The following is a 16,388-nucleotide window of genomic DNA, read 5'->3' on the forward strand; positions in this document are numbered from 1 at the left end:
TCGCAGGAATTGGACTGGGAAGAGGCGTGGCGCACGTCTCCGTGACGTCGGCGTCCGATGTTGCGGAAACGACATTGAACGAGGGCATGACGGTGTTCTGGCGCGCCGACCAGCCGATCGGCCATGTGCTGATGCATGAAGGCCAGATAACGGACGCCAGGATCGATCATATCGACAACACCTTCCTGTCAGCCGTCGATTCCAACGTGCGAACCTCGACGAAAATGATGCTCTCGGCGAGCGTGGTGATCTGCACGCGAGACCGTCCGGACGAGCTGAGCAAATGCTTGTCGTCGCTGCCGCAACAGACTCATCCTCCGCGAGAAATCATTGTCGTAGACAATGCATCGCGCGATCGGCGGACCCGGGATGTCGCGTTGGCCGCGGCAGTAACCTATATTCGGGAGGACCGACCTGGCCTGGACATTGCGCGCAATGCCGGCGCGCTCCAGGCGACTGGAGATATTGTCGCCTATACGGACGACGATGTGCTGCTTCACCCGCGCTGGCTGGAGCAACTGACATGTGCGTTTGACTCTCCCGAGGTCGGTGCGGTGACTGGGCTTGTGCTTCCCGCCGAGCTCGCGACCGAGGCGCAACGGCACTTCGAGACGTATTGGGGATTTGGCAAGGGCTATCGCGAACAGGATTACGACAGCGCAGCCTTCCGATCGCATCACGGCCAGGTCCTGCCCGCGTGGGACGTCGGCGCCGGAGCGAGCATGGCGTTCCGGCGCGAGGTGTTTCAGGCCGTCGGGCTCTTTGATGAGCGCCTGGACGTCGGTCAGGCCGGCTGCTCGGGCGACTCGGAGTACTGGTATCGATTGCTCGCGGGCGGCTACACGTGTCGTTACACCCCGGCGTCAGTCGCATTCCATTTTCACCGCAGGACAATGGATGGACTGGCCAGCCAGATCTATCATTACATGCGCGGTCATGCGGCCGCACTTTTGGTGCAGTATGAGCGAACGGGGATCTCGGCGAACCGGCGTCTGGCTTACTATCACAAGCCGCGTTGGTACCTCGCTCGGCTACTCCGAAAAGCAATGGAAGGAGACAGCATTCGCGACCGCTTCCTGAAGGAGGAAGTGACCGGATATCTCGCCGGATTGCTGTTCTATCATCGCCAAAGGTTTCGCAGATGACAGCCCATCCGCGTACGTCCATCGTGATCGCCGCCCGCGACGCTGCGGGAACCATTGCTGAAACGCTTGTCAGCCTGCTCGCGCAGAGCGCCCCCTCCTGGGAGGCGCTTGTCGTGGATGACGGTTCGATCGATGCCACGGCCGAGATCGTTGCTGAATATGCGGCGCGGGATTCCCGCTTTCGGGTTCTGCAGTCTGACGGAGTAGGCGCTTCCGGTGCCCGCAACAAGGGAATTGCAAGCGCGCGCGGCGAACGAATACTGTTCCTGGACAGTGACGATTGGATTGATCGATCCTTCCTTGCGCTGATGAATGCTGCGCTGGATCGCGATTCCTCGGCGGTGGCCGCCTACTGCAACTGTTGCCGGGTTATGCCTGACGGCAGTGAAATTTCCGTTCGCCGCGATCCGGCCATCCAGGACAACGCCTTCGAGCGTTTCGCTCGGACGTGTGCCACGTTCATCCATGGCGTGCTCGTCTTGAAGAGCGCGGTTGCAAAGGTCGGTGGCTTTGAGACCAGCCTCCGCACGTGCGAAGATTGGGACCTGTGGCAACGGATCGCCCGCTGCGGCGGCAGGTGGATCCATGTCGACGAGAAATTGAGCTATTACCGGACAAGCGACCGTTCACTGACGCAAGATGTCAAACGGATGCTGGCCGACGCGCGTGGGGTCATTGCGCGCGGATTTTCGAGTGACGACCGCGTCAGCGAGCCGGCACCCGCACACCAAGCTGGAGCGTCAACTGCATACGGCAGCGTCGCGGCGGCGTACGCGTATTTCGCCCTCTGGTGTGCCGGATTTGACTGCGGCCGCAGGAATGCCAGCGATCCATCGCCGGAAACGCTCAGCGACATTCCAAAGACCGAGACAACAGCGGACTTCGTTGCCTCTGTTTTGCTCGATGCCGTGATGGTCGGGGCAAGAACGGTGCCCGCCAAGCTGGCGGAACGGTGGCCGCAATACGGGAAGGGCGTAACCCACCTCATTTCAGCAATGGGGCACGCATGGAGCGACCCGGCGGCAGCGCGAAAGTGTCAATACCGCTTTGAGCGAAAAGTGCTCGATTATGACGACCTTTCGGCGCCCAGGGTCCTCACGTTGACGTTCGGCACGCGCGTTGACCTTCGCCGTATCGATACCATCAGGCCGATCGGGACTGTCGATCGATTGTATGTCTATCTCTGTGACGGGCCTCGCATCCTGACGCTGCTCGATATTGGTGCCCTCGGCACCGTCAACAACCGGTTTTGGATCGCGCTGGCCGCCCATGGCCTCGTTCATTTGCAGGTGAAAGACCAGATCGGAAGGCTGATTCGGGCAAAAATCGCACTCCACAAGCGGACAGAACGACTTCAATCCTTCATCCGAGACGGCCGAGATACTCACCGGGGGCGGCTACGCGAGTTGGCCTCGCGGGCCTCACGTGAGGCGCGGTCGCGAGCCATCTCGGGCATCTCCGCTTCGAGCAGTCCTATGCGATGTGCCAGAAGATCTCGAGACACCACACGCAAGAAATTTTGGGAGGGTTTCTTCGAGCAAGAGGATCCCTGGAACTACGGTTCGCCGTATGAACAGGAAAAGTATAGCCGGCAGCTCGAGCTCCTGCCGGACCAGCCAGTGGATCACGCGCTTGAGCTTGCGTGTGCGGAGGGACATTTCACACGGCAATTGGCACCCAGGGTCAAGCGCCTCAGAGCCGCCGATATCTCGACCAAGGCGCTCGATCGCGCCCGTGTCCGATGCAATGGGCATCAGAATATCGAATTCTCTCAATTGGATTTATCCGCCGATCCGCTCCCACAGGATATCGATCTGATCGTCTGCTCCGAGGTCCTTTACTACCTTAACGACGAGGCCGAACTGGAATCGGTCGCGAAGCGACTGGTGCAGGCGCTGCGTCCTGGCGGTCACCTGGTGGCGGCCCATGCCTTTGTGCTGAAGGACAACATATCGCGAACGGGCCTCGACTGGGAGAGTCCGTATGGGGCGGAGACGATTAGGCGGATTATCCAGGGCGTGCCCGGGCTCGCCCTGGATACATCGATCGAGACGGAGCTGTACCGTATCGATCGGTTCAAGCGGTTAGTCCCGGGCGAAGCCGCCCCTGACATACAGGTGAAATTCGCGACTATCGACGCGCCGATTGAGCTCGAGGGTGCGCGGTCCATCGTGTGGGGCGGGGCCGTGGCGCGCAGGTTTGACGTCGCGCAATCCGAAAGACGAGCGCACGCTCCGGTCCTGATGTATCACCGAATTGCGACAGAAGGACCAGACGAACTGGCGCGGTACCGCTTGTCTCCGGATGCGTTCGGGCAACAGATGCTGTGGCTTCGCCGCAATGGCTACCACACGATCAATTCGGATCAGCTCGCCTGGTTCGTAGCAAGCAATCATCCGTTCGTGGGCAGGCCGGTGCTGATCACGTTCGACGATGGCTACCAGGACTTTGCCGAGTATGCATGGCCGATCTTGCAGGCAAACGATTTCTCGGCAGAGGTGTTCATTGCGACCGATTTCGTGGGAAGGTGGGCTGAATGGGATGCGCCGTTTGGAGAGCCCGCTTCGCTGCTCGATGCGGCCGGGATCGCCGGGCTGGCCGCCGAGGGCGTATCCTTTGGCAGCCATTTGGCGAGCCACCCGCGCAGCCAGGAACTTGCGACCTGGACTCTCGCCGAGGAACTGACGCGATCTCGTGCACAGTTGGAGCGATGGCTTGGGCGATCGATAACGTCGCTTGCTGCGCCTTTTGGCTCTACCAATCAGCGGCTTGGAATTCTCGCAGCCGAATGCGGCTACAGGACCGTGTTCAACACGGTCAACCGGGCTGCAACACTGAAGGACGATCTGTTGGACCTGCCGCGAATTGAGGTCAGAGGCGATTTCACGCTGGACACATTCGCGCGCTGCCTGGAGCAGTATCAATGAGTAGCGGTGCGCTGCTGATCAGTGTGGTTATTCCCGCCTTCAACGCCAGTGCAACGATCGATGAGACGCTTCGCAGCGTAAGGTCCCAGTCGCACCGGGAGCTGGAAATCATTGTCGTGGACGACGGCTCCACAGACGACACGGTCGCAGTTGTCCAGCGGCATCTGGTTCAGGATTCTCGCGTAACAATCATAGAACAGCGTAATGCAGGGGTGGCGGCCGCCCGGAATGCGGGCTGGCAGGCCGCGCGCGCGGACTTCGTCGCGTTCATTGATGCCGATGATCTCTGGACGCCTCGCAAGATTGAGCAACAGCTTCAAGCCTTGCTTAAGGCAGGAGAGCGGACTGGTCTGGTCTACAGCTGGTATGACTGGATCGATGCCGATAGTCGCGTAAGTGCCAGGTCCGATCCCGTCTTTCATGCGGGCGAGGTGCTGGACTATCTCTGTCAGGGAAATTTCATAGGCAACGGCAGCTCGGCGCTGGTTCGCCGGGAAGCCCTCATAGCTGCAAAAGGTTTCGAGAGCGGCCTCAGGGCGTCGGGGGCAGAAGGCTGCGAAGATCTGCTGTTCTATTGCCGTGTCGCGGAGGCGTACCACTTCGCGGTCGTGCCCGAGTACCAGATCGGCTACCGCTATCTTCCGAACAACATGTCAAGCAACATGCCCCGGATGTTCCGGTCGTGGATGCTGGTCGCCGATGAGATCATGGCGCGGCACCCAGAGCGCACGGCGCTCCTCGACCTGGGCTTCAGAAACTATGCGCGTTGGCTGCTTCGGAGAGCTCTGACGGGCGGTCACTTGTGCTACTTCATCTCAATCCTTGGACAGCTTTTCAGACGGAATCCCTTGCTCGCGCTCAGGGTCGCCGTGCACGATGTGCCACGGGATACCGTGTTGGAAGTCCGGTGGAAATGGCGGCATCAGCGTCGCAAGGTGGTCCGACCACCGGCTTCGTTATTTGCCATCGGCGATCCGAGTCAATTGCAATGACAGAGCACGCGAACAACACACGAAGTCCGAGATCTGCTCGCCGCGCTGCATTGGTCGAACTGTTCAAGCTGCTCAAGCTTGCTCCACTGCCCGGCTGGGTGACGCCCGCGCTGATTGTCCTTGGCCTGGCGACATCGTTGGCGGAGACGGTCGGGATTACTCTCGTGCTCCTGTTCTTCTATTTCGCCATGGGTCAGGTAGAGCTTGCAACGTCGACCAGCGGCCTGCTGGGCGAAGCGCTTCGATATGCGGCGAACTGGTTTCACAGCTCGACCGAAACTGCTGTCGTGCTGCTCCTTCTCATCATTGCTCGCGGTGCTCTTTCCTTTATCAACACATTGATCAGTGCGCGTGTCGGAGAGAAGATCAATGAAGTCGCGCGCAACCGCGTTCATCTGCAGTATCTGTCAACTTCGTATTCGTTCTTCCAACGCCATGACGAAGCCTATCTCATGGAGGTGTTGGGAACCGAGACATGGGTGATCTCCGGGGCATATGCCAGTCTTACCCGCATTGTCGTGAGTTCGTGTTCGGTTTTTCTCTTCGCGTCCTTTCTGTTGGCGCTCTCGATCAAGGTAACGGTCGTCGCCCTCGTCGCCTCGATGATCATATCGGCGGGATTGCGCCATCTTTCGCTGCCAATGCAGCAGTTGGGCGCCGGCGTAAAGCTGGTTCATCAAAAGCTGGGTGAGCATATGCTGATGACACTCCAGGGCATGCGCACGATCCGCGCGTATGGCCAGGAGGAGAGTCACCAAAAGCGCTTCGAGCAGGCTTCGGCGCAGGCCCGACAGGTCGCGCTGCGCCTTGCGCGCCTATCCGCCCTGGTCTCGCCTCTGACGGAGGTGGGGTATCTTTTCGTGCTGTTTCTCGTAATCGCGTTCGCTGATCTATGGGGAATCGGCTTCGCGACGAGCCTGACCGCGGTCGCGTTGCTCTATCGATTGCAGCCGCATATGCGAGATCTCGAAGGGAACTTGCTGTATATGGCGCAGATCGAGCCGCAGCTTCGGTCCATCAGACACATGCTGTCGACAGATGACAAGGAGTACCCGAACGCCGGGCACGTGGCCGTGGCTAAACTGGAGAACGGCATCTCATTTCGCAACGTGACGTTCCGCTATGATGCCGGTACCGAGCCCGCTCTTTTGGATGCTTCGTTTGACATTCCTGCGGGCAAGACCACTGCGCTCATTGGAGCCAGTGGGGCGGGCAAGACCACGATCGTAAATCTATTGTTGCGACTCTATTCGGCCAACGAGGGTGTCATACGGGTTGATGGGCGATCCATCGAAGACGTTCGTCGAACCGATTGGCTCGGCATGCTCGCGATTGCGGGGCAGGATGTGGACCTGGTCGAAGGCACGGTGATCGAGAACGTTCGGATGGCCAAGAACGACGCCTCCGAGGAAGAGGTTCGGCAGGCGCTGCGGGTCGCGGGCATTTCAGAGGTCGTCGAGGCCTTGCCGGACAAATACGACACCTGGATCGGACAGCACGGCCTGCGCTTCTCAGGCGGTCAGCGGCAGCGCCTTGGTCTTGCCCGAGCGATCGTGCGCAATCCGAAGTTCCTCATCCTGGACGAAGCGATGAGCGCGCTCGATCTGACGCTCGAGGACAGCATTCGACGCGCGATCCAGCTACAATTCAAGAACCGAACTTTGTTGCTGATAACACATCGCCTGGATTCAGTGCGCGATGCGGACCACGCGGTGTGCATTGAAAACGGCCGGGTTCGCGCTGAGGGTCCTCCGGCGAAAGTCCTGGCGAGTCAAGGAGCCTGCGTAACGGGCACTTCGCAAGATCAAGTTGCCCTATATCGGATGCGGAACACGGTTCCCTAACCGGAACCTGCGTGTTCCGCACTCGCCCGGTGAATGACGGGTACTGCCTTGAGCGTCCTTGTTGCAGATCAGCGCGGACTTCACATGAGGCCGTAGCACTACGGTGTCTCCGCAGAAATCTCCAGCCGTCAGCTGATTCTCGCGTCATGCGTCAAATTGCGTCGAATCGATAAGGCTCTTTTGAACGTGTGCATAGTTGTGTACACGTAAAAGGAGCATGCAATCCATCATGACAATTATCAATGGAAGCGCCGGTACTGACGTTCTGTTTGGCGGTACCGGAAACGATGTTCTTACCGGAGGCCCAGGCAGCGATACTTTCGTCGTCTCGAAGGGATACGGCTCCGATACCGTCACGGACTTTCAGGCGGGCTTGGGCGGCGATGTGTTGCGATTGCAAAACTACGGCTTTGCGACGTTCGCCAGTTTCCTGGCAGCGGCCACCCAAGTGGGTTCCGATACAGTCGTAACGCTGTCTTCGACTGAAACCCTGACGCTGCAGAACGTCGCGCTTTCCACGTTGGTTCCAAGCAATGTCGCGCTGGACAATCCGCTGCCAGCGAGCGGAACGGCATGGAACTGGGCGGGTACCGTCGCCGCGGGCGGTACGCTGACGACCGGCGCGACAAATGACGGCATGGAGGCCGGCGGCACGGGCGTCACGCTGATCGGCGGAGCAGGGGACGACACCTACTATGTCTATGACCACAACACCAAGGTCGTCGAGCAGGCCGGAGAGGGTATCGATACGATCCGTGTCTGGAACATTAACGGATACAGCCTCGTCAATGCGCCGAACGTCGAAAATCTCGTCCTGACAGATAGCGTTCCGTCTCCCGCCACCGGCAATGATCTCAACAACTTCATTGCTGGCAATGCCGGCGACAACATGATCGACGGCGGGCGAGGCAACGATGTGCTGACCGGTGGGGCCGGTCGCGACACCTTTGTCGTGAAAGCGGGCAACGGCAACGACATTGTCACCGACTTTCAGGCGGGTGCAGGCGGGGACATCCTGCAGCTCAACAACACCGGCTTCAAGACGTTCGCCGACGTCACGGCGGCCATGAAGCAGGTGGGCACCGACCTTGTCCTGACGATCGCTAGCGGCGAAACGATAACGCTTGAAAACACCAGCCTCCAGAATCTCACTGCCGCCAATATAAACATCGTCAGTCCCTTGACCGGACTGGTCCAGACCTTCAACGACGACTTCAACACGCTCTCCGCGGGTCAGGATCCGAGCCTGACCTGGCGCACGAGCTATGCCTGGAGCGGAGCCGCAGGGTACGGGCTGGCCGGCGAACAGGAAGTGTATGTCGATCCCAGCTTTTCCGGGCTGCCGGCCACTCAGGCATCAACGTCGCTCGGGCTCAATCCGTTCTCGATTCAGGACGGTCACCTCGTCATCACGGCGCAAGCGTTGCCTGCGAGCGCAACGCCTTATACGGGCGGTGCCATATTTTCGTCGGGCATGATCTCGACCCAGAACAGCTTTACTCAGACCTACGGCTATTTCGAGATGACGGCCACGCTGCCCAGCACGAGCGGTGCGTGGCCGGCGTTCTGGATGCTGCCCAGCACGGCCAATAACCTCAACACTGAGATCGATGTGCTCGAAGCCTTTGGCCAGGATCCTGACCAGGCGCATTGGGCCATTCACTCGCCCTACGCGCCGGCGACGAATGGGGGCTGGGCAAATACAGCCAACCTGACCACTGGAGAACACACGTTCGCGCTCAAATGGACGCCTTACGACTTGACATTCCTCGTCGACGGGAACGAGGTCGCGCGGCAGGCCACGCCCGCCGACATGAATACGGCGATGTACATGATCGCCAATCTGGCGATGGGCGGGAGCTGGCCGGGCAATGCCGCTCCAGGATCGACGGCGACGATGACCATCGATTCGATCAAAGCCTATCAATTGCCGGAGTACACGCTTGCGAACTACACCCTGCTCACGAGTGGCACGCCGACCAACACGATCGCGGGAAGCGCGGCTGCGGACACGCTGAGCGGCACGTCCGGCAATGACCTGATCGGTGGTGCAGGAGGCGCCGATGTCATGACCGGCGGTGCCGGCGACGACACTTATGTCGTCACCGATTCCGGTGCGAAGGTTATCGAAGCCTATGGCGGAGGCATCGACACGGTAAACGCCTCGGTGACGTATACGCTTTCGAGCTACGTCGAGAATCTGACCCTCACCGGTTCGGCGGCCATCAACGCCACCGGCAATATTCAGTCCAACATCATCATCGGCAATGCCGCGGCAAACGTGATCACCGGCGGGCTCGGCAATGATATCCTGACCGGCGGCGGCGGTGTGGATAGCTTCGTGGTCAACTCCGGCGACGGTTCGGACATCATAACCGACTTTTCGCCGGGATCAGGCGCCGGACACGATGTCGTCCAGCTCAACGGCTTTGCCTTCACCTCATTCGCCGACGTGCGGGCGGCGATGACCCAGGTCGGAAGCGACGTCTACCTGAAGTTGACCAGCCAGGACACTCTGGTGTTCCGCAACACGACGGTCTCGGCATTCACCAGCGACGATTTCCAATTGCCAGCAACACTCCCGGTCGGCGGGACGATCACGTCGTGGATCAGCGGGAAGGCGAGCAGCCGCATGGTGTACGGCACCGCGGCCAACGACAAGCTATCGGCGGTCAATATCGATGATACGCTCGTCGGATGGAACGGCGACGATACCTACGTCATCGGAAGCGCGAACCAGAAAATCGTCGAAAATCCCGGCGGCGGCGTTGACAGCGTGGAGGCGTGGACGTCGTACACATTGTCGGCAAACGTCGAAAACCTGACGTTGATGATGGGCGGGCTCGCGGGCGTCGGCAACCAAACGGCAAACCGTATGGTCGGCTCGAGCGGTGACGATTTCCTGGATGGCGCAGGCGGGAATGACTGGCTCTCCGGAGGAGCCGGAAACGATACGTTCATCTACAATGTAGCCAGCGGCAACGATACGGTCGCCGATTTCCACGTGTTCACGAGCGCGACTGCCGAACATGACAAGCTTATTCTGAAAGGCTACGATAGCGGCGCCTACTTGACCCATGTGAACGATGTGTGGACCGTTCACTACGCGGATGGAGCAGACACGCTGCGCATCGCGGGCGTGACCAGCTTGACGTCGGCCGACTATTCATTCGTTTCCGCGACGAATTCGCCGATGACGATGACATCTATCGCCGTGCCGACGATCTCGGCTGTCAACGACAGCGGCTCGATCGTGTCGGGCCTCATCAATACAAATCATCTGGTCCTCACGGGTCGCGCGCAGGCAGGTGTGACCGTCAAGGTTTTCGACGGGACAACTCAGATCGGCACGGCGATCGCCGACGGCAACGGAAGCTGGAGCATGGCGACTGCAATGCTGGCCGAAGGCGGCCACACCTTTGCCGCCGCAGCGATGGACGGTGTCGGCAATCTCACCGCGCTCTCAGCCGGGGTGAATGTCACCATCGATACGATCGCCCCGAACGTGCCCAAGCTCGCGTCGTTCTCGCCCGACAGCAACGTCGCCGGCGATGGCGTCACCAATGTCAACCACGTGAATTTGACTGGAACCGCGGACGCCGGGAGCACGGTGCAGGTCTTCGACGGCGCGACGATGATCGGAACGGCGATCGCCGATACCAACGGAGCCTGGTCCTTTGCCACCGCAACGTTGGCGGACGGTAATCACACCTTTACCGGCAAGACCGCGGACACCGCCGGCAACGTCAGCGCTTCCTCCGGTGCACTGAACGTCACGGTCGATACGCGTGCCCCGGTTGCACCCATCCTGACCTCGGGCGCACCTGGAGCTTCAAGCGCGATAATCGTGTCCGGCACGGCAGAAGCCGGAAGCACTGTCCGGCTGTACGAAGGCTCGATCTTGATCGGCACGGGCGTCGCGGCGACGAGTGGGGCCTGGAGCGTCACCACCGGATCGCTCACGGCGGGGCAACACAGCTTCACCGCGACCGCCACCGACATCGCCGGCAATTTGAGCCAGCTTTCCAATGCTTTCAGTTCCGCGGTGGGTACGGTGATCGAAGCGACCGGCACGACATCGCTTATCAAGTCGGGAAGCAACTTCTACCTTTCGACGGCCGGCTCATCGGTGATCCTGAAGAATGGCGGAACGGCGGTTGTCGCAGGGCAGCTTGGCGCATGGGTGCCAGTGGCTGCGGAAGCGTCGTCGAACGGCTATCTCGTCGCGTGGAAGATCCCCTCGACCGGCCAGTTCGCGGTCTGGAGCACCGACAGCAACGGCAATTTCGTATCCAGCTATCTGAACAAGGTGTCCGGCACCGACCCGGCTCTTGAGTCGAGCGAGACCCTCTTTCACCAGGATCTCAACGGTGATGGCGTGATTGGTCTTCCACCAACGCCCCAGCAGGTTTCAGGCACGACAATCGAGGCGTCCGGCTCAACCAGCCTGGTTCTGGTCGGCTCGAATTACTTGCTCGACGGGATGGCCAGCGGCGCGGGGCCGACCTTGAAGTACGGTGGCGTAGCGGTTGTGTCGGGACAGTTCGGCGCTTGGACGCCGGTGGGCGTTGAGCAAACGACCAGCGGCTATGATGTCGCCTGGAAGATTCCGGCCACCGGCGAACTCTGTGTGTGGACCACGGACAGCAATGGCAACTATCTATCGAACCTTCTGAACAAGGTGTCCCCGACCGACTCTGCTCTTAAAGCGGTCGAGACGACGTTTTATCAGGACCTCAATGGCGATGGTGTAATCAATACGTCATCGACCATCCTCAAGATCGCCGGAAATGTCGTATTGAATCTGGGCAATATGTCACAGGCCGCGACGGTCGACCCCGGCGCCACGCTCGAATTGTCCGGCGCCGCTTCCGGGTCGATCACCTTCAAGGCGTCGACCGGCAATCTGGTGTTGGACCACGCGTCGCAATTTACGGGAACGCTCATCGGTCTAACGGGTGACGGCACCGCGTCAAATTCCAACCATATCGACCTGAAGGACATCGCCTACGGAGCGGGAACGACGGCGTCCTTTTCCGGCGATACAGCCGGTGGCGTGTTGACCGTGGTCGACGCTCAAAATCACACGGCACATATCTCGCTTGCTGGCGACTACACCAACTCGACCTTCAATCTCTCGAGCGACGGATCCGGGGGCACACTGGTCATCGATCCTCCGAAGGCTAGCTTTGATTTTTCGGCGGTTGCGCCGTCGCAGCCTCCTGCTACCGCACCGGCCGTCGGCACCGCGCGCCTGGGAGGCGAGGAGTTCGTGTTCGAGCAGTCCGCCACCTCCAACCCATATGACTTAGTTAAGGAGGCGTTTCATGAAACGACCAAGGTAGGGCTCCTCGCGGCCACCACTTATCCAGATGTTGACTCGAGCCTTCATCAGGTCGACGCCGTTCACGCGGTAGCCCCGATTGATGTCCATCTGGCGGAGTTGCATGACTTCATTCTTCGCTGAAGGTCTTTGCCTTTCGAATAACGTTGCGCAACGCGCGTTTCGCAAGTTCCCGTTTCCGCGTGAAGGAGATCATGGCGAGGAGATATGATGCATAGGCAAGCGCCAGCAGCGTAACCAGCCCAGCGAAAGAGTTTCCATCCAGCAATGAGATGTTCGAAATCCTTGTGACGGCCGCCGCAACGCCACAACCGATCCAATGCGGGACGGTCGTCTTGACCAGGCTCGTTGTCGTCACCGGGCCATGACGACCGATAGATATCGCGCAAAGCGGCAGCACGACGGTGCAGTTCACCAGCGTATACGCCGCGGCGATTCCAAGCGCACCCCAGGGAAGACCGACGAGGAATGAGGTCACGTTGATCAAGGCGGTCCAAACGCCAAGCCTGAAGTACTCCTGGCTACGGCCTTGACTGAGGAACAGCCAAGCTGCCGTCGCGGTCGCGACCTGGATCAAGCCGGCAACGCCGAGCCAGGAAAAAATCGGGGCTGCGCCCACCCAATGCTCGCCAAGGAGAACTCTGAAGAGCGGCTCCGAGAGTAGGATGGCAAACACGATGCCCGGCTGACATATGAGCATCACCATGGAAAGGGCATCATTGTAGGTACTGAGATATCTCTCCTTATCGAAACGAAGCCGCGAAAGCAGCGGGACAATCACGTGGCCGATCGGGTTGTGTAATTGGACGATCGGCAGCAGCAACAGCTTATAGGCCCGATCGTACAGGCCAAGTTCGTCGCCGCCTCGAAATTTGCCGATGAGAATGTTGTCCGCATTTCTCGAAAGATAGTTGACGAGGTTGAACCCTGACACGTGCAGGCCAAATCGCGCCATGTGGCGCGTCTCGCTGTCCAGACTGGGATATCCGGGGCGATAGCCGGAATAGGCCCAGATCCCGATTGTCGAAAAGAGCGTAAGAACGAACGTGGACAGGTAAAGTGCCCAATAGTTTCTCAAGATGATTACAGCGACGATCCCTGCGACAACGGAAGCGGTTGTCGCGGCGACATCCAGGATTGCTAGGGCCTTAAATCGGGATTCTCTGGCAAGGAGAGCCGCCGGAACGGTCGGAAGGCCAGCTATGAAACTTAGGCCGGCAATTGCGATCATGAGCTGCTGAAGCGTCGTATCGCCATAAAACAGCGCAACCGGATGCGCGCTCAACGCCAGAACGAGAGCAGATGCCGCGGAAGCGAGCACCGACAGCCAGAACAGCGCATCGATTTGGCCCTTGGCGATTTCCGTGCGTTGAATGATGGCCTGTCCAACGCCGACATCCTTGATGAGCCCGACGAACGTTGCGGCCGTCGCAGACATAGCCAGCAGGCCGAAGTCGGACGGGGCAAGATTTCGCGTCGAGAATATCGTCAGGACAAAACCGGCCGAGAGTTTCCAGGCTTGGGACCCGCCCGTTATGAGGATGTTGGTTACGGCCCGTGACTTGCTGTCCTTGTCCAACGGCTCACCCCCGCGATCTCAAACACCTCTTGCGCGGTCTCGCGCCTGCCAGCAAATTCCGCGGGAAATCCAGCGCGCTGCACGATGGCGGTTCCGATCGTCTCCGGCTTTTAGCTTGGCCTTGACACGAACGGAAGACGTGATCGGGCGATGTGGGATCGGCCTGGGCGAGCCTGCTCGAAACCGATCTCAAGCGATGGCTGGACGTCACCAGCGTCAATGCAGACACTTGTGGTCACATCAATGCCCGCAGTTTGTCATATTTCGATTCACAGTGCTGAGGTTCCCGTGAGATGATTTTGTGAGCACTCACACCAGGAGAAGGGCAAGCTGCGCTTGCAATATTTGCAGGCCGCTGGTCATTCTATAATGTTCATTTGATCTCGATGGCGAAGCTCCGGAGGTCCGAGACGGGATGACGTTGTACACTGTTGCATCACGGCAAGGAGCGCGGTCTGGCGTCGCGTCGCTTGCGGGACCTCTCTTCCTCCTTGCAGTAGCCGTCATTCTGTCTGCGATTTCGCGGCGGGCCGTCACGCATCTCGCGCGCTGGTCTGACATTTACGCTCTGGTGTTGGTTTGCTCGGCATTTGCCGGCGCGCTCGCCTTCAGCTCCATTCGCTACCGTGATTTCTCGCCGCCATTGCGGATCACCGCCTTCGCGATCGGAATGACGATCTTCGTGCAGTTGCTGTTCGATTCATTGGGGCCCTTCGCAGGGCCTCCCAACATCCTGTTCGGGGCGGGCGACAAGATTCTGTTCTTCCGCTACGGTGCGGTGCTTGCGGTTGTGGCGGGAATAGCCGCGATCTGGCGCCCTTCATTTCTGGTGCCGCTATTCTACTTCTATCATGCATGGCGCGAAATGGTGAGCGTCGTGTCCGGCATCTTCGTGACGGAGACCGATTATCTCGGTATGCTCGACGTCGGTAACTTCGCCGTGCTTGGCGTGCTCGGCACGATCGTTCTCACCAGCGCCTGGGTGATGGATCGCGTGCCGAGGCTGCGAACTCTGTTCGCTTCCGCAAATGACGTGAAGCAGCTTCGCGATCGCGCCTATGGCTTGATTTGGGCGTGCGCCGTCGGGGCGCATCTCGGCAGCTATTTCTGGTCGGGAATCGCAAAGCTGCAGGCTGGTGGCGAGAAGCCGTGGACCTGGCTGTTCGCAAATCCCACGCAAACCTCCATCCTGATGGGCCTCGAACGCGGCGACGCCCCGCTCGGCCTGTGGCCGGGCGCGTTGCAGACCATCTGGGACGCGATCGTGAGCAACCAGCTGATCTTCAACGTCTTCGTGCTGGGTGCCCAGCTCCTGTCGCCCCTGGCTGCGATCTCGACGCGCGCGCTGTCGTTCTTCTGCCTGCTGTTCGACGTCTTCCACATCGGCGTGTACTTCACGCTCGGGGCTCTTTTCTTCTTCTGGATTGCGCTCAACCTGTTCATCGTGGCCGCGGCACGCACGCTGCCGCGTGATGGGTTCACCCCGGCGATGAAGGTTGTGATGGTCGTGACCGTCATCTGTGGCCGGTTCTTCTTCTACACCAATCACCTGGGATGGCTGGACGGGCCGAAGCTGGCAAGCCCGCGGCTTTTCGTCGAGACCCGCGATGGTCGCCAGGTTCTCGCGCCTTCCACCTATTTCGGCATCTACTCGTACATGATCGGGACCGGAACCATGTACATCCCTGAGAATCATTTCCGGGCTCGCGTTGGCGGCAACAACCACGATCTTGCGACTTGGCACGACGCGGCCACCTGCGGCCCGGAGATCCTTCCGCGTCAAGACACAGGCGTATCCATGGAGGCCGTGGAAAAATTGGTCCGCGAGACGGATCGCTTTTTTCGTGTCTACCCCTGGGTGAAGCACAACAACAGCTTTTATGCCTATCCGCACCACATGCTGTCCAATCCATGGCTGTATGGCGAATTCAACGAGCTGACCATGGACGATATCGTCGCCTATCACTATGTGGTGGACTCAGTATGTCTCGGCCTGGCGGAGGGCAAGCTTGTGCGCGACGTTCGGAATCGAACGGACTATCGAATTGACCCATAGTGATGACGAGATCTGGGTGGTCTATGACGGCGAATGCCCGTTATGCAGCCGCTATGTTCTGCTGTACCAGTTGCGGGAGCATGGGCAGCGCATTCACCTGATCGACGCGCGTTCGGAACATCCGATCGTCGGCGATATCCGCGCCCGCAACCTCGATCTCAATGAAGGCATGGTGGTTCGCTGGCGTGGGCGGCACTACCATGGGGCCGATGCAATGCATCTGCTGGCAACGCTTGCCGCGGAGAAGACTGTCTTCAATCGTCTTAATCGGCTGGTGTTCTCCCGGCCACGCCTGGCAAGGGCACTTTATCCGGCACTGGTGCGTGGAAGGAAGCTTCTCCTTCGGCTTCTCGGCCGCAAGTTGATCGATGAGATCAATGCTCCGGAACAGCGGATACCGGTCGGTCCTTCCGACGAAAACATCAAGCACAACGAGGGAGTCCGATGACGATTGGAGGAAGGCTCCAGCGCGCCTCCTGTGTACAAGAAGCGGTGGGGCAG

General features: G+C 59.7%; 8 protein-coding genes. 7 read left to right on the top strand and 1 reads right to left on the bottom strand.

The features are described from left to right. Positions 1–26 precede the first annotated feature (26 nt). The 5 genes from XH98_RS38460 (at position 27) to XH98_RS38480 (ending at position 12,375) form a co-directional block, all read left to right on the top strand. A complete protein-coding gene (locus XH98_RS38460) occupies positions 27–1,145 on the top strand; it encodes a glycosyltransferase family 2 protein (RefSeq protein WP_271621676.1) in 1,119 nt (372 codons plus the stop codon). Continuing rightward, positions 1,142–4,072 (top strand): trifunctional glycosyltransferase/class I SAM-dependent methyltransferase/polysaccharide deacetylase, encoded by a 2,931-nt coding sequence (locus XH98_RS38465; RefSeq protein WP_271621677.1) that lies wholly within the window; start codon positions 1,142–1,144, stop codon positions 4,070–4,072. The genes XH98_RS38460 and XH98_RS38465 overlap by 4 nt, the downstream gene beginning before the upstream one ends. Further along, positions 4,069–5,064 carry a glycosyltransferase family 2 protein gene (locus tag XH98_RS38470; RefSeq protein ID WP_271621678.1) on the top strand — a complete coding sequence of 332 codons (996 nt, stop codon included), beginning with the start codon at positions 4,069–4,071 and terminating at the stop codon, positions 5,062–5,064. The genes XH98_RS38465 and XH98_RS38470 overlap by 4 nt, the downstream gene beginning before the upstream one ends. Next, complete coding sequence (locus tag XH98_RS38475; protein WP_271621679.1) at positions 5,061–6,908, top strand: ABC transporter ATP-binding protein; 1,848 nt, start codon at positions 5,061–5,063, stop codon at positions 6,906–6,908. Before XH98_RS38470 ends, XH98_RS38475 begins: the two co-directional genes overlap by 4 nt. A 217-nt stretch (positions 6,909–7,125) precedes the next feature. Next, complete coding sequence (locus tag XH98_RS38480) at positions 7,126–12,375, top strand: Ig-like domain-containing protein (RefSeq protein WP_271621680.1); 5,250 nt, start codon at positions 7,126–7,128, stop codon at positions 12,373–12,375. On the opposite strand, the gene XH98_RS38485 is transcribed toward XH98_RS38480, so the two are convergent. Beyond that, positions 12,362–13,831 (bottom strand): lipopolysaccharide biosynthesis protein, encoded by a 1,470-nt coding sequence (locus XH98_RS38485; RefSeq protein ID WP_271621681.1) that lies wholly within the window; start codon positions 13,829–13,831, stop codon positions 12,362–12,364. The two genes, XH98_RS38480 and XH98_RS38485, sit on opposite strands and share 14 nt — an antisense overlap. A 415-nt stretch (positions 13,832–14,246) precedes the next feature. Between XH98_RS38485 and XH98_RS38490 the strand changes: the two genes are divergently transcribed. Together XH98_RS38490 and XH98_RS38495 are read left to right on the top strand one after the other, a co-directional pair. After that, on the top strand, positions 14,247–15,887 hold the full coding sequence (locus XH98_RS38490) for a hypothetical protein (protein WP_271621682.1): 1,641 nt from the start codon (positions 14,247–14,249) through the stop codon (positions 15,885–15,887). Continuing rightward, entirely contained in the window at positions 15,877–16,335 is a 459-nt protein-coding gene (locus tag XH98_RS38495) for a DCC1-like thiol-disulfide oxidoreductase family protein (RefSeq protein ID WP_271621683.1), read from the top strand. Before XH98_RS38490 ends, XH98_RS38495 begins: the two co-directional genes overlap by 11 nt. The last annotated feature ends 53 nt before the right edge of the window (positions 16,336–16,388 follow it).

Source organism: Bradyrhizobium sp. CCBAU 51745, assembly GCF_028128715.1.
GTDB lineage: Bacteria > Pseudomonadota > Alphaproteobacteria > Rhizobiales > Xanthobacteraceae > Bradyrhizobium > Bradyrhizobium manausense.